The organism is Sheuella amnicola, assembly GCF_010499255.1.
Classification (GTDB): Bacteria; Pseudomonadota; Gammaproteobacteria; order Burkholderiales; family Burkholderiaceae_B; genus Zwartia; species Zwartia amnicola.
Window position 1 is genome coordinate 1 of sequence record NZ_JAAGRN010000009.1, and the last position, 19,845, is coordinate 19,845.

Annotated in this window: 16 protein-coding genes; 3 read left to right on the forward strand and 13 right to left on the reverse strand. The window is 43.6% G+C overall.

The window, feature by feature from the left end; genetic code table 11:
- Positions 1–619: 619 nt before the first annotated feature.
- The 12 genes from G3I67_RS12395 to G3I67_RS12450 form a co-directional block, all read right to left on the reverse strand.
- On the reverse strand, positions 620–1,939 hold the full coding sequence (locus G3I67_RS12395; RefSeq protein ID WP_163655836.1) for an MFS transporter: 1,320 nt from the start codon (positions 1,937–1,939) through the stop codon (positions 620–622).
- 6 nt (positions 1,940–1,945) lie between these two features.
- Positions 1,946–2,176, reverse strand: coding sequence for a DUF2789 domain-containing protein (locus G3I67_RS15010; RefSeq protein WP_163655838.1), 231 nt, complete (start codon positions 2,174–2,176; stop codon positions 1,946–1,948).
- Positions 2,176–4,539: a heavy metal translocating P-type ATPase gene (locus G3I67_RS12405; protein WP_375539321.1), complete on the reverse strand. Its 2,364-nt coding sequence runs from the start codon at positions 4,537–4,539 to the stop codon at positions 2,176–2,178. The genes G3I67_RS15010 and G3I67_RS12405 overlap by 1 nt, the downstream gene beginning before the upstream one ends.
- 88 nt (positions 4,540–4,627) lie before the next feature.
- On the reverse strand, positions 4,628–4,888 hold the full coding sequence (locus tag G3I67_RS12410) for a heavy-metal-associated domain-containing protein (protein ID WP_163655841.1): 261 nt from the start codon (positions 4,886–4,888) through the stop codon (positions 4,628–4,630).
- A 1-nt stretch (position 4,889) separates the two neighbouring features.
- Positions 4,890–5,150, reverse strand: a complete 261-nt coding sequence (locus tag G3I67_RS12415; protein WP_163655843.1) for a DUF2933 domain-containing protein — start codon at positions 5,148–5,150, stop codon at positions 4,890–4,892.
- A gap of 47 nt (positions 5,151–5,197) precedes the next feature.
- Positions 5,198–5,713, reverse strand: coding sequence for a hypothetical protein (locus tag G3I67_RS12420; RefSeq protein WP_163655845.1), 516 nt, complete (start codon positions 5,711–5,713; stop codon positions 5,198–5,200).
- A 59-nt stretch (positions 5,714–5,772) separates the two neighbouring features.
- Positions 5,773–6,081 (reverse strand): copper-binding protein, encoded by a 309-nt coding sequence (locus tag G3I67_RS12425; RefSeq protein ID WP_163655847.1) that lies wholly within the window; start codon positions 6,079–6,081, stop codon positions 5,773–5,775.
- 14 nt (positions 6,082–6,095) lie between these two features.
- Positions 6,096–6,563, reverse strand: coding sequence for a DUF411 domain-containing protein (locus tag G3I67_RS12430; RefSeq protein ID WP_311197111.1), 468 nt, complete (start codon positions 6,561–6,563; stop codon positions 6,096–6,098).
- Between the two features lie 20 nt (positions 6,564–6,583).
- Positions 6,584–7,081, reverse strand: coding sequence for a cupredoxin domain-containing protein (locus G3I67_RS12435; RefSeq protein ID WP_163655849.1), 498 nt, complete (start codon positions 7,079–7,081; stop codon positions 6,584–6,586).
- 51 nt (positions 7,082–7,132) lie between these two features.
- Positions 7,133–8,545, reverse strand: a complete 1,413-nt coding sequence (locus tag G3I67_RS12440) for a multicopper oxidase family protein (RefSeq protein ID WP_163655968.1) — start codon at positions 8,543–8,545, stop codon at positions 7,133–7,135.
- A 40-nt stretch (positions 8,546–8,585) separates the two neighbouring features.
- The gene (locus G3I67_RS12445; RefSeq protein ID WP_163655851.1) at positions 8,586–10,025 is read right to left on the reverse strand and encodes a TolC family protein; all 1,440 of its coding nucleotides are present in this window, start codon (positions 10,023–10,025) and stop codon (positions 8,586–8,588) included.
- On the reverse strand, positions 10,025–10,360 hold the full coding sequence (locus G3I67_RS12450) for a hypothetical protein (protein WP_163655853.1): 336 nt from the start codon (positions 10,358–10,360) through the stop codon (positions 10,025–10,027). Before G3I67_RS12450 ends, G3I67_RS12445 begins: the two co-directional genes overlap by 1 nt.
- 1,327 nt (positions 10,361–11,687) lie before the next feature.
- On the opposite strand from G3I67_RS12450, the gene G3I67_RS12455 reads away from it, so the two are divergent.
- Positions 11,688–12,788 (forward strand): Fic family protein, encoded by a 1,101-nt coding sequence (locus G3I67_RS12455; protein WP_311197112.1) that lies wholly within the window; start codon positions 11,688–11,690, stop codon positions 12,786–12,788.
- 486 nt (positions 12,789–13,274) lie between these two features.
- Here G3I67_RS12455 and G3I67_RS12460 read toward each other — a convergent pair whose 3' ends face one another.
- Positions 13,275–16,466, reverse strand: a complete 3,192-nt coding sequence (locus G3I67_RS12460) for an autotransporter outer membrane beta-barrel domain-containing protein (protein ID WP_163655857.1) — start codon at positions 16,464–16,466, stop codon at positions 13,275–13,277.
- A 327-nt stretch (positions 16,467–16,793) separates the two neighbouring features.
- Between G3I67_RS12460 and G3I67_RS12465 the strand changes: the two genes are divergently transcribed.
- Positions 16,794–18,761: a cache domain-containing sensor histidine kinase gene (locus G3I67_RS12465; protein ID WP_163655859.1), complete on the forward strand. Its 1,968-nt coding sequence runs from the start codon at positions 16,794–16,796 to the stop codon at positions 18,759–18,761.
- Positions 18,746–19,510 carry a response regulator transcription factor gene (locus G3I67_RS12470; protein WP_163655861.1) on the forward strand — a complete coding sequence of 255 codons (765 nt, stop codon included), beginning with the start codon at positions 18,746–18,748 and terminating at the stop codon, positions 19,508–19,510. Before G3I67_RS12465 ends, G3I67_RS12470 begins: the two co-directional genes overlap by 16 nt.
- Positions 19,511–19,845 lie beyond the last annotated feature (335 nt).

The following is a 19,845-nucleotide window of genomic DNA, read 5'->3' on the forward strand; positions in this document are numbered from 1 at the left end:
TGAAATTTGTGCTCTGGCCTGGTCACGATAAATCGGAATCATCGGTCACGATAATCCGGAATTGGCATTAACCACGCAGTATTTGAATATTATTGTTATTGCAAGACGGTAATGACCGGAGCATTACAACTAATCCACTTCTAATATCGTCAATTCCAAACTTGCATCACAGTCAGATGGTCAAGATGGGTTGGCCGGACGCATACGCATCTACACGGGTATGGCCGCTATCTGGCTTAGGTTAGTTAACGGAATTCGTCCATTAAGTTGAGATGTGTTAAGTGTAACTATGGCTCTTGTTGGCATGAAGATCATTGCATTTCAAACGCATTAGACTCGCTAAGAGTGTGGATTGAAATTTATCTATATTGACTCGAAATGGACCTCGCAAACAAACTATTTATACCTTAACTCATGACGAACATGGTTTCAGGTCAAACATCATCAATATCCTTCTCACCATAAGCGTGTGCCAGGACGAATTAAGACGAGATGCAAATAGTGAAAACGTGGATTCCGAGAAAATCAGCGTAATTGCTACCATTCGCTCAAAACAGCTCGTCCTAGGCATGTTTTGCGAAAAGCGAAATACCTAGAAACTGAATCATCATGGGGAGCCTCATGGTTTCGATGCTGTTATTGTTGGAGAAGAGGAAGCCGTGAGCAAAAGCGGATTTGCTGGCCACCAGAGCGAAGGAATCAACAAGATAGTAAGAGTGGCTATTAAAGGGATGGAGAGCCACACGAAGCTGATTTGCATGACGGTGCCAAACATCCATCCGGCAACAGCCGATCCCAACGTTTGTCCGAAACCTGCTGCCGCGGCAAGGCCGCCCATCGCTGTTCCGAGCCGAGGACGAGCAGAACCCGCCGCAAGATAGGCGACAGTTGGCAGTACGATACCGGTGCCCGCCGCCGTGAGGCTCACGCCTAAATACATCCAAGTCTGATTAGTATGAAACGCCATTACTATGAGTCCCGCGATACCCAGGGTCATGCCTGCAACCAATACACGACGCGAATCAGCACGTTCAAGCAAGCTTGTGAAGAACAAAACAGCGTTAACACCCAACATTACAAGGCTACATTCTGCGAACATTATCGACACTTCACGCGAAGTAAGTTCAGGATGACGTTGGCCCTGTAGCATGATACCAAGCTCAAAACCAGCCAGTACAAACATAACTACGCCATTGAGCAGCCAAAGTGTAAGAGATTGACGCATAGCTGATTCATCAGCAGCCCCCATTTCCGTGTCTTGAATAGTCGTATGTGTGGGAAGGTTAATTGCTAAACCTAACATCATCAACGCACCTAGCGCAGCTGAAAGTCCGATCACGATATTGGTCGATGATCCATTCAGGGGTTCGTTAAATAGACTCAAACCAACAAAACGATCCGCAATAGCATTAAGGCCAGGCCCGAACAGGAATCCAAGTAAAGACATAGCACCCAGCCAAGCAAAGCGTTTAGCTCGTAATGCTTTCGGCGTGTACTGAGCGACTAGAGCTGGCACCACAGGAACAACAGCGGCCACGAAGAATCCTGTAGCTCCGCGTAGAACATAGATACCTACTACTCCAATTGAATCGGGTCGAAGTAAAAAAAGAAGGCTCGCTACGTAGCCGACCATGCCAACTAATAACACGCGAGTACGTCCTAACCTATCAGCTAGAACACCCCATAGCGGGGCACCCATGAGAATCCCAGCGGTATAGATGCCGCTGAGGTAACCAACATGACGAGAGAGCACCTGTGGATCTGCATCACTCATTAAAGACCGCAGCCAATCGGGAATCAAAGGCATCAATGCACCATATCCGGCCGAAACAACAAATACGGCTGCAGCCAACCAACTTAACTGAACGACGCTTAAGTCTGCGTGATTGGTTAGAGCAATTTCATTCGACGACGATCCACTTGAAGGGCTCTGGGACATGATGACTCAGCGTAAATCTTTGTTTAATTGATCTATGATCTCCGCCCAATCAGCATCCAAAAGTAATTGCTCACGAATGAATGTTGATTGTGCTTTCGTCCAGAAACTTGCATTTTCTAATGAAACTGCAGCGCTTAGCGGCGAATGCTTAGCAATAAATTGTTTAATACTGACAGGATCAGACTGCAAGCCAAGCTGCTCGAACAATTCTGTGAAACGATGAAACGACTTATCCACTACGCTCCCCTTCTTAAACGTAATGCATTTGTAATCACTGAGGCTGAACTTAGGCTCATTGCAAGTGCTGCAATCAACGGGGAAAGCAACCATCCCGTCAAAGGATAAAGTAGGCCCGCAGCGACAGGAATGCCTAATGCGTTATACAAAAAAGCAAAAACCAAATTTTGCTTCATGTTCCCCACTGTATTATCAGAAAGGGTCCTTGCAATAGCGATGCCTCTAAGATCACCTTTCACTAAAGTAACTTGAGCGCTATTCATGGCGACATCAGTGCCTGTACCCATGGCAATGCCAACATTGGCTTTTGCCAATGCCGGTGCGTCATTGATGCCATCGCCAGCCATCGCAACAATTCGACCTTCATTTTGTAATCGGCTAACTAACTCCAATTTATCCGCTGGCTTAACTTCACCATACACTTCATCGATACCGAGACGCTTACCTACCGATTTGGCAGTGGTTAGACCATCTCCCGTTGCCATCACAATTCGCAAGCCTGCATTCCTTAGCGTCTGCAACGCCTCCGCAGTGGTAACTTTGATGGGATCAGATACTGCCAACAAACCGGCGAGCTTTCCATCAATCGCCAAATGCATAACGCTCGCACCTTCGGATCGTAACTCCTCTGCCTGAGACTTTAGAGTATCGACAGATACACCTAACTTATCCATTAACGCCGTATTGCCAAGAACCAAATGACGCGCATCAACACTGCCTTGGACTCCGATGCCGGAGCTAGATTCAAAGTTTTCGGGATTTACAAGCGAAAGATTTCTATCTCTTGCGGCACGAACAATCGCATTAGCGAGTGGATGCTCACTACCCTGATCCAAACTTGCTGCCAATCTTAAGATCTCGTCATCAGTAAATCCGGGAGCTGCAATCACTTTATCAAAAATTGGTTTGCCCTCAGTCAGAGTGCCCGTCTTATCAATAATTAGCGTATTGATTTTGCGTAAATTTTCAATTGCAGCCGCATCGCGAAACAAAATCCCTTTTGTTGCACCTTTGCCTGTGGCGACCATGATGGACATTGGAGTAGCAAGGCCTAAAGCGCAAGGGCAGGCAATGATCAATACTGATACAGCATTAATTAGGCCAAAGACCCAGCTTGGCTCGGGGCCGAAAAATCCCCAAATAAAAAAGGTCAAGACTGCGATTGCCACAACAGTTACAACGAAGTAACCCGCAACAATATCGGCCATTCGCTGCATCGGTGCCCTGGAGCGTTGGGCTTGAGCAACCATTTGAACAATTTGTGCCAACATTGTCGCTGAGCCAACTCGTTCAGCTTTAATGACTAACGCACCATTTGTATTCATCGTGGCGCCAATAACTTTATCTCCAGTGCGCTTACTGACTGGCAAGGGTTCACCTGTCAGCATTGATTCATCCAACGCACTTGATCCCTCAGTTACGATCCCATCTACTGGCACTTTTTCGCCCGGACGCACCCTCAGTAAATCCCCAACATGAACATTAGCTAAAGGAATATCTTCGTCTGTCCCATCTGACTTAAGCCTTCTTGCTGTCTTTGGTGCCAATCCTAATAGAGATTTTATCGCAGCGGATGTTTGAGAGCGTGCTTTGAGTTCTAAAACCTGGCCCAGCAATGTAAGAGAGATAATGACGGCAGCGGCCTCGAAATAAACCCCAATTCGCCCCATCGACATAAATGACGAAGGGAATAGTTGAGGCGCCACAGTTGCTATTACGCTATACAAAAACGCAGCGCCCGTTCCAAGACCGATCAGTGTCCACATATTGGGGCTTCGATTAACAACAGACTGCCAGCCTCGATAAAAGAACGGCCAGCCCGCCCATAAAACAATTGGGATAGACAAAACCATCTCTACCCAAGTTTGAATATGGGATTCAAATAAATTCAACTTGTGACCGAACATTGCAAGTGGGGTGACAATGATTGTTAATGGCAATGTCCACCAGAAACGTCTTTGAAAATCGACTAATTCCGGATTTTCCTCTTCCTCCAACTCAGGTAACAAAGGCTCCAAGGTCATGCCGCAAATTGGACAGTTCCCAGGATGATCCTGCCTGATTTGTGGATGCATCGGACAGGTATAGATTGTGCCTGCCTTTGGAACAGAAACTGGAGAATCTTTCAAGCTTTCAGCGAGATACTCTTCAGGTGATCTAGAAAATTTATCTTTGCAACCACTGCTGCAAAAATAATACATGACATCCTTGAATGAAAAGCTGTAATTCGACTGATTCTTAACTGCCATGCCGCAAACGGGATCCTTTATGGAATCATCAGCAGAGGTATGCATATGATGCATATCACCATGATTATGTGCATGGTGATGTTCATGGCTATGAGTTCCATTCTGAATGCTCATTGATAGATCCTTGCTTATTTGACACTCATTAAAATCAATTCTAAGTTGCTATTAATCAATGTTTTTCTCTCAATGTTGTTTGTCCAACTTACCCGCAGCAACAACCATCAGATTTTTTTTGTGGTGCTTTTACGCTGCTATCGATATCGACTGACGCCGGATAGCCCTCTTCATTAAGCGCTAGAATCAGATCATCTGACTGCGGTTTAGAACGCTGTAAATGCACTTTTCCATTTTGTAAATCCACATCAATATCAGTGACGCCATCAAAGTATTCAAGAGCCTTAGTTACGTGCTTGACGCATGATCCGCAAGTCATGCCAGCAACATTTAAATTAATTTTATTCATTTCAAAGTCCTTTTTTATTTTCGTCTGTTGATTGATTTTGATGTGAAGCATGATTATGTCCACCGTGACCATGCATGAGATGCATGAGTGGGCAAGCTAACAATATGAGATAGGGCCAATAACCAAAAATATGCCCGCCGTGCTCTCTAAGTGCATAAAACGCCAGAATCAGTATCGCCATAAGTAATGCTATACCTACAGGGCGACGCCAAAAGGATTTGATACTGGTTTGCTCAGTCGAGGTGTGGTTATGAATATTCATGGTTTTGGCCCATTCTTAGATAAATAAACGGTTAAAACTATCTGATCTTATTTACTCTTGGAATTACTCATTTGATCCATCATCATCTGCATCATGTTTGTCATCATTTCCATACGTTTCTGCATCATTTGATGTTGCATGTGCATCCCTTCCATCATCGGCATGCCGTCCTTCATTGGCATACCATCCTTCATCGACATGCCATCCTTCATTGGCATACCATCTTTCATTGGCATTCCCATCATTCCAGCATCACGCATCATTGACATTCCAGTCTGCATGGCTTTCATATTCTCTGTCATGATTGCGCTACGCTCTTCAGGCGTTTTTGAATTGATCATTTTTTGATGAATTTCCTGCATGGCCTTCATTTGCTCATCCATTTTTTTCATCATGTCTTGTGACACTTGATTGGATGGCATATTTGCTTTTGGTGTTGCTGTTGCTGCTGGCGATGCTGGTTCTGGATGATGACCTGCATGTTCATCTTTTGCTTGAGCCATCACTGCAGATGACGAAACCGCGATAAGACTGGCCACGACGAATGAATTTAAGTTTTTCATGATAATTTCCTATAAATTGAATGAGAATAGCGGCATCAAAGTCACCACTGAAATTAATATCACTGAGGGGCGGGTTTAAGATCCGTTACAACTATTTTTCCGCCTTCTTGAATAACGGTGAACTTCACTGTTTCACCGACTTGAATCTTGTCTAGCAACGCCTTATTCTTGACCTGAAACACCATCGTCATTGGTGGCATATCAAGGTTTTTAATTTCTTCATGTTTAATCGTGATTTTTGAATTTTCTATATCAATCTTTCTAACAATGCCATTTGTCATTTCGTTAACTTGAGAAATTGCGGGCGTTGAAATCACGACCAATGTTCCCAAGAAGATTGAAACTAAAGTACCTCTATTCTTATCCATTAACTTACACTCCTTTATATATATTTTTGATATACATTCGTACCACCATCTTTCTTGATGAGTAGTACGGCGTATGATTGAGATTGGTTTCCGTAAGCGACTCCATCCATACCAGGTGATCCTATTGGCATACCGGGTACTGCCAAACCAATTGCATCTGGCTTCTCTGAGAGCAATCTCTGAATCTCACGAACGGGTACATGCCCCTCAATGGCATAGCCTGCGATCAGAGCCGTATGGCAAGATCCTAATTCAACGGGTATGCCACTTTTTCTACGCACATCGGTATTACCCGTGTAGTGCACAATCACTTTAAAACCTGCTTTTTGAACAATATCTATCCATTCCTGACAACATCCGCAGCTAGGTCCTTTCCAAACTTCCATAACCTGTGAAGGTTTTCCCCATGCGTGGGGAAAAACGGCAACAAGAGCTGATAAAAGCATTCCACGACGTATGAGATTCATATTTTTTTTCATCATGATTTCTCTAAAAAATGTGTTTACTTAGTTGCGCCAACTTGAACCAAACCTTTCATCCCAGCATCGTAGTGACCAGGCAACAAACATGCGAAATCGACTATTCCGGATGTAGAAAACTTCCATATCACTGTGCCTGATTTTCCAGGCTCCACAGTCACCATGTTTGGCTCATCATGCTCCATCTCCGGCACTTTCAGCATTTGCTGATAATGTTCTTTAAGATCTTTTTCCGTACCCAACACAAACTCGTGCTTCACTTTTCCACTGTTAGTTAGTACAAACTTGATCGTTTCGCCTGATTTGACTGAAATTCTAGATGGACTGAAACGCATTGCATCTGACATATCAACCTGTATGGTTCTCATCACCTGATCCACCTGCCCTGGTTGTCCTATCGCACTACTATCAGTTCCATGAGAATGACCGCCAGCATGGTTACCGGCAGCCCAACTCGAAGCTGCAAAACCAATTAAGCCAATCATTAGAACCAATCGTATATTTTTAAAGTGATCAAGCATTTTTATTTCTCATTAAAATTTGTATTTAGTGAAGTTGTGAAATTAGTGATTTCAATGGTCAGAGTGATTCGTAGGCTTACGTACTTGAACCTCGGTATCTTTAACCGCAGGTTTAACTCTTGGCATAGATTGTCCACCGGATGATTTTGATCTTGCTGGCTCTTGAACTGGGCCTACATACTGACTCGCAACAGTGCCCGGTGGATGCTTAAACCAACCTGGATCCTTATAATCACCGGCAGGCTGATCAGAGCGCACCTTCAATACACTAAACATACCACCCATTTCTACACTACCGAATGGCCCCTGACCTGTCATCATCGGTATTGTGTTATCAGGCAATGGCATTTCCATTTCAGCCATGTCGGCCATGCCTCTCTCCCCCATTGCCATATAGTCTGGGATCAATTTTGAAATTTTTTGCGAGATTCCACGATGATCGACACCAATCATCGTTGGTGGCGTGTGTCCCATCGCATTCATCGTGTGATGACTTTTATGACAATGAAACGCCCAGTCACCAAGCTCATCCGCCACAAACTCAATCTGTCGCATCTGACCAACGCCAATATCGGTTGTTACTTCCGGCCAACGGGCCGTTTTTGGTACAGGGCCACCATCTGTCCCTGTAACCTCAAATTCATGGCCATGAATATGGATCGGGTGGTTTGTCATGGTCAGATTACCCACACGTATCCGCACCTTATCGTTTAATCGAACATTTAAGGATTCAATCCCTGGAAAAACGCGGCTGTTCCAGCTCCAAATGTTGAAGTCAAGCATGGTCATAATCTTGGGGGTATAGCTGCCAGGATCAATGTCGAAGGAACTCAACAAAAAAATGAAATCCCGATCAACCTTATCAATGATGGGATGATCCCCCTTTGGATGCGTGATCCAACTCCCCATCATACCCATCGCCATCTGTGTCATTTCATCAGCATGCGGGTGGTACATAAAAGTACCTGGACGCCTTGCCTCAAACTCATAGACAAACGTTTTACCGGATGGAATTGCTTTTTGCGTTAAACCAGCAACACCATCCATACCATTAGGCAAACGTTGCCCATGCCAATGGATACTAGTGTGTTCTGGCAGTTTATTTGTGACAAAAATTCGAACACGGTCACCTTCAACTACTTCGATCGTCGGGCCTGGCGATTGTCCGTTGTATCCCCATAAATGCGCCTTAAACCCAGGTGCCATTTCACGCACCACCGGCTCAGCAACTAGGTGGAATTCTTTAACACCATTATTCATGCGCCACGGAAGTGTCCAACCATTCAAGGTCACAACCGGGTTATAAGGAATCCCTGTTTCAGGAATCAATGGAGGCATCGTCTGTGGATTCTTTTGAATGACAGGCTCAGGAATCGCTGCCATAGCAACTCGACCGACTGCCGCCATAGCAACAGCTCCTCCGGCAAGTCCTGCAGATTGTATGAAGTGCCTTCGAGAACTCATTTTTAAATCCTTTTCTATATCTTTAGTTTCAGACAACTTATTAATGGACCGCATCACTAGAACCTCCACTAACCTGAGTCTTGATACTGTCACTTGTGGTTGCTGTTGGTCGCCCAAGAAGCGTGGCTTGCATAGCAGCATCAGCTAACCAAAACTGCTGATCGGCATTGATTGAAAGCATCACGCTATTGACCATATCTTTCGCATCAGCTAATAGCTCAAACACACCAATCATCATCCCGTTGTAACGCAGCTGATTTTCTTCTGAAATCACTTTACGAAGGGGAACAACTTCTTTTCGATAGTGCTTTGCAATATCGAAGTTCGTACGGTATGCAGAATAGTTTTCTCTCAAACTGGATTCAGTTACACGATATGCAGATTCCAGACGATTTACCGCAGCCAATGTTTGAGCATTCATCGCGTCACGCTGCATATCACCCCAGTCGAATATCGGCAATCTGATGCTGACTTCATATCCACGCCCAGGAGTATTGGATCCGGTTTCGTTGTCGTATACATTCTTATTTCTCAAACCCAGCTCAATATCTGTAAAACTTGTGACATTGTTTAGTCCTTGCTTTTTCATAGCAACTTCAAGTCCAGATTGTGCAAGTTTGATATCGATACGATTCGAGCTAACGGATTGACTAACTTCCTGCGGACTCAGTGGCATTTTTGGTAAATTTGGAAGCCGCTCTGGTAGCCTTAGCTTCTGGGCCTGATCAAAAGTGAGACCAAGCGTCCTAATTAACGCCTCTCTCGATGCGGTCACTGCATGCTCAGCAATCGCTAATTGCGTCGCAGAATCAGCATAAAATGCCTGTTGCCTTGCGCGTTGAATTTTTGTGAAATTCCCAACCGATTGCAGTCGGCGAGCAAGCTCAGCGCTGACCTTTGCCACCTCATTTACCTGTCTGGCGTAAATCAAAGTTTGCTGTGCCGCTACGGCCCTCACCCATGATTGTCTGACGCGGGTGATCTCATCGACAACATCCGCGACAAGTTTTGTTTGAGCTTGTTCAAGTTGCTTTTCAGCAATTCCATATCGCTGTGGCAGCGTTAAAACATCTAACAATCCAAAACTAATCATCCGAACCAGCTCAAGCTCGTTTGGATAAGACATGCGCTCAAACATGAAGACTGGGTTCGATATACGCCCAGACTGCGCAGCTTTTGCTGCAAAACTCCAGTTATCCGCGAGAAGTGTTTGCATTGCAGGGCTATTTAGCAGCGCCAACTGTACAGCCTCTCCTTGACCAAGCTCTCGCTGAAGCAGTTCCTGCGTACTTTGTTTACGAGCGATGTGTTGCTCTTCCGTCAAAGCAAGTTCCAGCTTTCCTTGAGTAAAGCCTGGAATATTTTCATTTGTTTGACTTATTGAGCGATCAAAATTGACGCTTGCGCAACCAGTTAGGACAGTAATAGAAACCAACGTACTAACAAGACGAAAGCGTTTTACCCAATTAATTTGCCTCATCACTTAACCTCTTTTGTATCTGAATGATCAAGAGAAGAAGTATTTAATTGCCGTTGATCTGCAGAAGCATCCGGCAGTCGAGCTTCTTTGGCATAAGTTCGCCAGCCTCCTATTTCACCAACGGTATCGTTTGCTTGACGCCAAGATTCAATTGTTTGTTCTGAATACGGAACATAGTCAGAAAATGCCGATTTGTACTGAACCTGAGCGAAGTTCTGGTCACCCCGGTTACTTACGATATTGGCATCGACTACTGGCTGTGCCATCACGACGGTAACGGCAAAAGCAGCAAGAATGGCTACTGGAATAGCCCTAAAGACAAAGTGTAAAGACATGAAACCCTCGTGTGAGAACAATCAGTGATCCGTAAGAAAAATACGGAATTACAGAATGGTCGCAACGAACCTAATTGGTATTAGCAGAGCGAGAAAACGCACTAAACCACTAAAGGTTGCGTCGCTAAGCGAGAGTCTGCCGAGGGGGGCGATCTAAGCCAGCCAGGACGGGTGGCAGATGTAGGGATGAAATGTAAGTAAATTCGGAACTATTAGTAACCGAAATTGCTAATAACTGCACAGGATGTGCAATCGCACCAGAAGCCGTGCTTGATCCGCATGTATTGTGCTTGAGATGATTTTTATGTGGGTCAGAACTAGAGGAATGATGTTCAACATCCAAACTAGCCTTAATCAAATCTGATGGAGCATGGTCATCAGATGATAAATGCGCCTCTTGAGCTGAGTCTGGATGATCATGAGGCGTGACTTGAAAATCATGAGTGTGATCCGAGACGATCAATCCATGACTCATCTCGCATGCAAACATAAGCGTAGAAGCGATACCTTGGAATGGAATCGCTACTAGCAAAATGCAGACAAAGAGAAGACGACGAATCGAACATTTCATAGCCAAATTATACATTATGGAAATTTAAAGTTGACATGTTTTGTTGAAATTTCTGTTTTTTCAAATTGATTCTTGATTTATATCAAGGGGAATTTCTTTGTTTGATTCCACTTGGCACCGACTCTTTTCAACGATCAAAATTTAATAAACAACACAAAACAACCCTCTTAGTCAATAAATTGTGAGTGAACACAGTAAGTTCAAGACCCTATAAAATTCCGAGAAGATAGGAGAAATGTGAATCTTGTACGATCAGTGTAGATAATTTCCGCTTAAAACCTCAAAGATTATTACCAGTACACAGGTTTTATTAAGCGTCCTAACCCCCTGCGCTACGGACCTTTATACTCGGTCCCCACTCCACCACCAATACCGCGAAGGGTCCGGATAATCTCCGGGCCCTTTTTTTTTTGGCTCAAAGCCCAGTGTTTACGGGGTTCTGGGCAAAAGGCTTGCGGATGAGTTCTGACGAATAAATCAAAAAAAGAACGAATTTCACGCCGATTTTGTCTCTTTTCTCCGATTAGCTTGCGGATAGGCGCAGCCTCCCCTCTATATAAATCAATTCGTTACGAGGGGCATTTTGTAGACAATTATGGGGAGCAATCCCAATTCATCCAACTCCATATGAAAGAGATTTTTCATAGTTGCAAGTCAAATTAAAGAATGGTTTAATTTGGTGGCTACAGCAAAAGCGAACTTTAAATGAATCGAAACACTGGGACCTATGTCATCACCACGACTCTGAGTGAGTCAGTGCGGGCGTTCGTGCCCCACCCCTTGCCGCCCACGGGGCCAGCTCTTGCTTCTGGTGTCTATGCTGAGCTCAATCGACAAGCCGAATTGGCGCTCGCTCGCCTTGCCGGCGTATCTGGCTTGGTTCCGTCGGTGGACTGGCTTCTATACAGTGCCATCCGCAAGGAAGCGTTGCTAACATCACAGATCGAAGGCACGCAAGCCACCCTTACCGATTTGTTCGATGAAGAGGCTGGTTTCAAAGTCAGCAACACCGAGGATGTAGAAGAGGTCACCAATTACTTACGGGCCTTCCGGTTGGTTCAAGGTCAATTACGCGATAACCAAGGACTGCCCGTCAGCATACGATTACTTTGCGACGCTCACCGTCTGCTACTTGATGGCGTCAGAGGTGCCGGCAAACAGCCGGGAGAGTTGCGTCGTTCACAAAACTGGATTGGCGGTACGCGGCCTGGCAATGCCGCTTTTGTGCCACCACCTCCGGAGCATGTGCCTGTCTTACTGGCCGATATGGAGCATTTTATTCATGACGATGAGGCGACAGAGTTGCCGCCTATGGTCAAGGTAGCGCTTATCCATGCTCAGTTTGAGACTATCCATCCTTTTCTGGACGGCAATGGGCGCATTGGGCGCCTACTGATCGCAGCTTTGTTCGAACACTGGGGATTGCTAGCGGAACCCCTGATGTACCTCAGTGGTTATCTCAAGCAACACCAGGCTGAGTACTATCGCCTCCTCTCCGCCATCCGTACCGAGGGTGACTGGGAAGCCTGGGTGACGTTCTTCCTGGAGGGCGTGTGCGTGGCAGCTGGGGATGCAGAGCGCAACATCATTGAAGTGGCCAGTCTGGTGGCGGCTGACCGCAAGCGCCTGCTTCAGTCACCCAAAGCAGGTCCAGCGAGTTACCGTCTCTTTGAAATGCTTCCAATGATGCCGCGCTTCACGATCGAGCGAGTGCGACAACAACTCGACACCACGTTTCCCACGGCAACAGCAGCAGTCAAGATGCTTGAGGATCTGGGCATCGTGACAGAAATGACTGGACAGAAAAAGAACAGAAGCTACAGTTACCAGGACTATGTGGAGCTGCTCTCACGCTGACAAATCAAGATAAATCATGAAGGAGATATTCATGACTTCAGCTGTATGTGAAAAGTTTTCCTCGCAAGCATCACCTGAAGTACTCACCGCCCTTCGGCATTTGGTTGCGAGGATTTGCTGTTCAAGAATAAAAATTTGTACATCTGAACGGGGGTTCAATTCCCCCCGGCCCACCAATACCGCGAAGGATCCGGATAATCTCCGGGCCCTTTTTTTGGGCTAAAGGCCCGGTAAATACGGGGTTCTGGGCAAAAGGCTTGAGGATGAGGTCAGCCGGATAAATCAAAAAAAGAGCGAATTTCACGGCGATTTTGTCTCTTGTCTCCGATTAGCTTGCGGGTAGGCGCAGTCTCCCTTCTATATAAATCAATGAGTTACGAGGGGCATTTTGAAGACAATTATGGCGTGGATGCTTCACCATAGTATTGATCCGGAAGGAATGTGTTAACAAGCCAGAGGACTGTTAACACGCACAAAGGTCATTACTTAAAACTGTAACCTCACCCCAACATTGACTGCGCCTAGTGTCTGGCCACTACGTGCTTCACCAGACAGACCAGCATACGCATAAGCGTTATCCGAAAACTTCGCTGTGCCATATAAACCAGCTTGTACAAAGGTCGTACTCGCATTTGGCGTTGTGATGTTTGTACCCATGCCGCCAATTGATGCATTAAGCGTTGGATTTAACAATCCAGACGAATCAGCACCCACTCCGACATAAGCACGATACGTATACTTTTCGGTCATTGGATTATTTGTTTTTGAGCCAACCGCCGCACCAATCACACCACGCACGCCATTGCCTGTAAATGACTTCACGCTGAGTGCCGATGCTGCATCACCTTCATTGACACCTGACTGTGAAACGATCTGCCATGTCACACGAGCATAAGGCGTAATGCGAACCTCTTCAGTGTCGATTGGACGACTTAATCCCAAGCTGAGCAAGGCATCGTTACCAGAGACAGACTTGCTCTTGAACCCATTACTCAGGCCTGTCGCATCACCACGAGACAGATCACTTGAGTTCAGACCAATGCTGGCCATGCCATCCACCACGAACTCTTGTACTGGCATCTTTCCATAAGCAAAGATGGATCCTTGCTGAATCGTGCCTGAGCCATAAGTTGGGTTCAATGTGGTGCTGGAAAGAGCTAAGCCGCCGCCAATCTTCATGCCATTTGCGGTGTAGAAGTCTGAACCAAACACCAGTTGGTACAAGTTACTGTTCCAACCGCCAGAGTTACTGTCGCTGTTACGGTTGCCGTACTGATAGGCCAAATCACCCCAGACATTGCCGTTGGAGAATGTCTTTGCATCCGCATTGGGATTGACGCTTGGGTTCGTGCTAACCGCTGAAATAGCCACGCCACCAGATAAGGCCGTATTTGTTGTTGCCATTAACCCCGTGTTACCAGTGGGATTGGAGTTTGGTAAACCAATACCCATCGTGTCGCCAAGACGTGTCATAACGGCTTGTTGTACACGCTGTGTAGTCTGAGCGATTGCGGCGACAGCAGCTGGGTAGACTTCACCAGATAGGCTTTGTGCATAACCCGACAAAGCTGCTGCAGGTTTGGTTGAACCTGCATAAAGCAACTGATCTTGTGCTGCGGTCGATGTGCCATTCTGTGCAGCAACGACCATTTTATCTAAAGCACTACCAACCGATTGTGCGTTCTTATTGCCTGAAGCAGCAGCAATCGTTGTTTTATAGGATGTTGGGATCAGTGCCAGATCAACGCTATTGCTTCCAGCCATGTTGTAGAAAGGCAAAAATTGCGTACCTGAGGTCAACTCCGCTGGTTGTGTGACTGTTGAAAACTTGCCTGAAATGCCGCCATCGGCCGTCACGATGCGAAATAAGTCACCAAGGACTGGTGTGTATGGTGTGGTTCCGTAACCTGATTCATTAGCTGTAAATAGATTAGAAAGCCGTGGCGTCAGTGTCGCACCTGAATTGATGACAAACAGACCACCACTCACGTTCAAGTTCGAGTAGTAACCTGTCGCACCAACCGGTGTAGCATCTGTAGCTTTAATCGTACCTGCAATATCTTGCTGATAAATTGAACCATTATTCATGGTGACTGTATTATTTGCCGCCAGATATCCAGGCGAATTACCAGGCTTGAGAATACCTGCAACAGTCACAGTACCATTAATCGTTCCAGCTCCCATCAATGTACCGTTATTTTGAACGTAAACGTTACCTGAACCTGTCGGACTAGAACCTTGAATAGACAATGTGCCAGACTGAACAGTGGTACCACCACTATATGTATTAGAGCCATTCATCACAGTTGTACCAGTGCCGGTAAATGTCATGCCACCAGACCCTGAAAATATACCTGACAATGTCGCAACTCCGGAACTCGGAGACTGAATTGTGCCGCCAGCAGAATTGACTGTAAAAGATTGTGAAGATGAATTGCCTGTAACGAGAGATAATGTTCCACCGTTAAAAACAGGATTTGCTGAAACACCTATGCTCGAAAGAGAAACAATATTGTTAGGATCAATATTGCCAACTGTTGAGCCGCCACTGCCACTGCCCCCGCCCCCACTATTACTTCCACCTGTGACCACCAAATCCCAAAGTGTTCCAGAACTATTTACAAGTGTCCAAGAATAACCACCTGTATATGTTCCACTCACACCACTTAAGTTCGAAAGAGTCAGCCCCTGCAATACTGATGTATAAGTATTCGCAGCAATTGTTGAGGTTGAATTAATACTAAATGTAGTTGTTGTTGCCCCAGGACTTGCAGCACTTAGCTTGCCATAAGATGAAGTGCTATTAACGATAATTTTATAATTAGTTGGCAAATTACCAGTGAACGTTAATGCTCCATTCACGTTGCCTAATCCCTGACTGTTGCTTAGAGTAGTTATCGTACCTGCATTGGTAATACCCTTTGTCGAGCCAGTGATTGAACCAGTATTCGTAATGGTAGTAATAGTTGATCCAGATTGATTACTAACACCATAACTAGAACCTTGAATTAAACCCGCATTAGCAATCGTTCCAATCGTTGCAGCTCTTGTATTGTTATAGTTATCTATAGCTATATTGTTATCAGAAATAATTGATCCACTGGCTTGATTGTTTAGAGTTGTGATTGTTCCACCATAGTTATTAATAGCAGAATTATTTCCCGTATTTTTTATTAATGACGTGTTTGTTAATGTAGTGATAGTCGGTTGAAACCAACCCAAATATCCATACGTATCTGTCAACGTAATCGCACTTCCTGCAGACGTTGCCTTTAACGTGCCATTATTAGTTAATTGAGAAATTGTCGAATTATTGACCCACAGACCAGCAGAGCCTGACCCTGTTCCCTGTATGGTGCCGCCGTTTACTAGCGTACCTAAACTTCTGTTTTGACTCGTACCAAGAGCCGCACCACCTGAAGTATTTTTATCTAATAATGCACCGCTATCAATTGTGAAACCGCTTGTTGACCAATTTCCATTATTTGTACAAGTATCAGTACTTGCAACGATCGTACTTCCTGCCGAGCCGAGTTGCGTGCAATCGATCGCATAAGTGTTTTGATGATTTAAAACACCTACAAAAATCATAATAATCAGTAGCTTTATATTAAATTCACATTTGTTTTTAAACTTTAAGTTTATAAACTTCAAATTGAAGACTGCGCAGTAATTCATGCCAAGTACCTACGGATTATTAGTCCGAAAATACTAAGTTAAATTCACATCATTTACCTGTTTGACTTTCTACGAATTAACTTCTAAATGATACGAAATATTGCAAGCTGATTTTTTTTACACTGAGATTAAAGCCAATCCGGTAAATTCAAAGGCCTATCTCATCTACACCGAATTCAGTTAGCAATAAATAAGTTTCAGTTGCTTACCTCCCTATTTATGCGTGCTGCGCCATCACTGGCCTGCATTACTCATCTGACAACATGAAAGTCGATCTAAATATCTTTGATAAAAATAGTAAATTTTTGAATTTTAGGACTTAGGATTTTGAACTTTAGTACCTTAAACCTTTACTTGATCGCCTCCGGAATGAGCCTTGGGCTCTTCGCTGTCATCTTCATATACGCAAAATTTCAAACAAATTCAAACATTATTCGCAGCTTTGGATACAGCGTACTTTCTTTAGGAACTGGATTTTTTATATCTGGATTTGGGCACGCTCTTCCTATCTGGGCAACGCTTATTGGTACAAACATAATACTGACCATTTCAAGCGCATTTTTTCACCGGGGCTTATATAAATTTTTATATAACAAGCGCCCATCTCACTTTTGTTGGATACTTGCCATCGGCACAGCACCTGGATTTTGGTACTGGGGAATAGTTGATCCCAATGGGCCATTCAGAAGCGCACTTTTTTCATTCGCGGTTGCAGTGATTAATGGATTAAATACTCAACTACTTTTTAGAATCGCAAAAAACAATTTTAAAAACTTTGCTGCATGGATTCTTTTTTTGTTATTCGCTACAGCCACCGTCTGGATGCTTGTTCGAGGCATATATATGCTGCAACTCGATACTGCACCAAGTATTAGAGCAAGCAACCCAACCGATTGGAAATCATTACTTGGCTATATCATCCTAGTGTCCCTGATGACAGTCTGTGTCATGTGGATGGAATCCACACTCCGCGATGGATATCAACAAACATTCTTTCAAAAAAATAAAGAAAATTTCAAATTCATTCAACACTACGGACAAAAAGTATTATTGCTCTGGAGTTGTGTCTCAGTAATGATTTTTGGAATCGTATGCTTGCTTGGTATATCTTATGGAAATTTTTATGAGGTAGAAAGAAACAGATGGTTAAATTCAACAGAAATCATCAACGAATCTTTCGTTATCACAACAAATCAGATTACGAATAGCATTATTTTTGATAAAAATAATAATAAGAGCGTTGCTTCATCAGCAGAATCAAAAATTACAGATGTATTCACTCACTTTTATCGCGGAATAGCAGAATTAGAAAATATATCAGTTGTACTGATTGATAAAACTAACAGAAGCATTAAAGCGATTGCTCCCGATAACGTAAAAAATATAGACTTAAAACTAATAGAACCTCTATGGGCAGCATTAAACAATGCATCTCAAGGTTTATTTGAATCTATAGACTCCGATACAGGTTTAAAACAATTATTTGCATACACAAGCATAGATAACACCTCGCTCGTAATCATGACGAGTCTATCCAACCAAGGACTGTCGAACACAGTTCATTTAAGAATGTTTTGGTTTGCTATCGTCTCGATTGTGATTGTTTTATTTACTGTTTTTATGGCCTTATTACTGACTGCTGAAATCAAGCGACGAGAAGATCAAATGCAGTTTATGGCAATGCTGAATCATGAACTTAAAACACCAATGTCAGTCATCCGAATTGCGACAGATACAAATACCTTTCCTGATAAATTAAAAATTGCCATCAGTCGTGCGATTGATGATATGAGTTCTGTCATCGATCGCTGTATGCAATCAGACAAACTACAACACGGAAATATTAAATTATCACTCTCCTATCTGAGCATAGACGAAATAATTGATACCGGCATTATGAATAGCTCAGCACCAACCAGGATTGAAGCTGATGTTGAAAAAAAACTGACCGTTAAAACTGACATTCAATTACTAAACGTTATCCTATCTAATTTGATAGAAAACGCGCTGAAATATAGTCCAGCAAATGAAAAAATAAAGATGACTGCCCAACAGTTTCCAAAAAATGGAAGTTTGGGAGTTTTAATTAATGTTTCGAATTCACCTGGAACATCAGGCATTCCGAATTCAAAAAGGGTATTTGAAAAATTCTATCGTGATGCACATTCTCAAAGTAAAACAGGCTCTGGATTAGGTTTGTTTATTGCGAAGGGATTTTCAAAAAAAATAAAAGGTGACCTTAGAATGCACGCAACCAATCATCTCATTACTTTCGAACTATGGATTCCACTTTAAAAATTATCGTAGTTGAAGATCATAGTGAACTTAGACAAGTTACAGTTTTAGCATTGCACAAACTTGGATATGAAGTTCGAGGTGTTGAAAATGCCATTGCGCTCTATACGACGTTAAATGAATTTAACGCTGATTTACTTATACTTGACTTAAACCTTCCTGGTGAAGATGGTTTAAATATTGCAAAAAGGATGCGAAATGCGCGCCCCAATATTGGAATCATCATGGTAACGGTTCGAGAGCACCTTCAAGATAAGATCAGCGGATATACCAACGGTGCAGATCTCTATTTAACTAAGCCGACATCTATCGACGAACTTGAAGCAGCGATTGAAGCTTTAAGCCGTCGTTTGTTATTGCAACCAGCACCAAAATCAACCTTCACCTTCTCTGATAAAAATCACGCGAACAATCGTGATGATCTAGCGAGACACTTACACAGTTACTTGGTTAATTACGAAGGTAAATTACCAAACTTAGATGATCTCTCAAAAAAATACGGCGTATCAGCACGAAAATTAAATGAAAAATTTATTGATGCCTTCGGCGATTCAGTCTATTCATACATGACAACCCATCGGCTGAATCAAGCTAAAGAAAAGATAATCAATTCAGACATACCTCTTAAGTTAATTTCATACGAATTAGGCTATTCACACGTCAATCACTTCATAACAATGTTTACTAAGAAATTCGGCTTTACGCCTGGTAGCTTAAGAAAAAATAGCAAAATCGATTCTGATGGGTAGTTATCGCGATTAGATCTAACTGTTCCCCATGATTGAATACCTATTTTTCAGATCAAAACGAAACAACTTCAAATGAACTAATTAATTTTTAATTAATTTGGCAATTAGGAATTGTTATGAATAGTGGTTACTCCTCAGCCGATATCAACTGGCCTAACCCCTTGTACTAACAAAAACTCTATATAGTCCCCACATCTCCACCATATTTTGGTCCGCTAGTTATTGCTAATTCATGCGGGTTCATGAGGGTTCATAAGACCCTCATGAACCCGCATTTTCATTGTTTTTTATGTTATTTCCTTCGCTACCCAAAATACATTTACAACTCAAATAAA

What these genes read in the sequence shown, in the direction of transcription:
- G3I67_RS12395 (WP_163655836.1), bottom strand. Translation starts at nt 1,939, where the DNA reads ATGTCCCAGAGCCCTTCAAGTGGATCGTCGTCGAATGAAATTGCTCTA.
- G3I67_RS12405 (WP_375539321.1), bottom strand. Translation starts at nt 4,539, where the DNA reads ATGAGCATTCAGAATGGAACTCATAGCCATGAACATCACCATGCACAT.
- G3I67_RS12410 (WP_163655841.1), bottom strand. Translation starts at nt 4,888, where the DNA reads ATGAATAAAATTAATTTAAATGTTGCTGGCATGACTTGCGGATCATGC.
- G3I67_RS12415 (WP_163655843.1), bottom strand. Translation starts at nt 5,150, where the DNA reads ATGAATATTCATAACCACACCTCGACTGAGCAAACCAGTATCAAATCC.
- G3I67_RS12420 (WP_163655845.1), bottom strand. Translation starts at nt 5,713, where the DNA reads ATGAAAAACTTAAATTCATTCGTCGTGGCCAGTCTTATCGCGGTTTCG.
- G3I67_RS12425 (WP_163655847.1), bottom strand. Translation starts at nt 6,081, where the DNA reads ATGGATAAGAATAGAGGTACTTTAGTTTCAATCTTCTTGGGAACATTG.
- G3I67_RS12430 (WP_311197111.1), bottom strand. Translation starts at nt 6,563, where the DNA reads ATGATGAAAAAAAATATGAATCTCATACGTCGTGGAATGCTTTTATCA.
- G3I67_RS12435 (WP_163655849.1), bottom strand. Translation starts at nt 7,081, where the DNA reads ATGCTTGATCACTTTAAAAATATACGATTGGTTCTAATGATTGGCTTA.
- G3I67_RS12440 (WP_163655968.1), bottom strand. Translation starts at nt 8,545, where the DNA reads ATGAGTTCTCGAAGGCACTTCATACAATCTGCAGGACTTGCCGGAGGA.
- G3I67_RS12445 (WP_163655851.1), bottom strand. Translation starts at nt 10,025, where the DNA reads ATGAGGCAAATTAATTGGGTAAAACGCTTTCGTCTTGTTAGTACGTTG.
- G3I67_RS12450 (WP_163655853.1), bottom strand. Translation starts at nt 10,360, where the DNA reads ATGTCTTTACACTTTGTCTTTAGGGCTATTCCAGTAGCCATTCTTGCT.
- G3I67_RS12460 (WP_163655857.1), bottom strand. Translation starts at nt 16,466, where the DNA reads ATGAATTACTGCGCAGTCTTCAATTTGAAGTTTATAAACTTAAAGTTT.
- G3I67_RS12470 (WP_163655861.1), top strand. Translation starts at nt 18,746, where the DNA reads ATGGATTCCACTTTAAAAATTATCGTAGTTGAAGATCATAGTGAACTT.